At 59.2% G+C, this 326-nt stretch carries 1 protein-coding gene; it reads right to left on the reverse strand.

Annotated features, from left to right (window positions below; genetic code table 11):
• Positions 1-326 (reverse strand): DUF6118 family protein (locus HK11_RS11055; protein WP_233133449.1); only part of this gene is annotated, 326 nt, incomplete at both ends.

The following is a 326-nucleotide window of genomic DNA, read 5'->3' on the forward strand; positions in this document are numbered from 1 at the left end:
CGGGACTGACCAATAATATGAGCAAGCTCCTGACGCTCTCTCTGAACCTCAGCTATCGCTTTCTCAAAGGCTGCCTGCATCTCCTGACTGACAGCAAGCCCGGCCTCCCGTATCCCCTTCCCATAGGCCTGCGGCGTCATTTTCAGTGTCGGACTGGCCTCAATCGCCTCCATATGCGTACCGACCGTATTCATGGCCTTCACAACACGGGCCAGATCCTCCGTGTAATCCGGCGGCCGGTTCTCCCGCCATGCCTGCGGCAACGCTTCCACACTGCGCCGGAGCACCGATATTTCAGCACGCAGATCATCAAACGCGCGCTGCGC

Origin of the sequence: Acetobacter sp. DmW_043 (genome assembly GCF_002153485.1) — a bacterium.
GTDB classification, from domain to species: Bacteria; Pseudomonadota; Alphaproteobacteria; order Acetobacterales; family Acetobacteraceae; genus Acetobacter; species Acetobacter thailandicus.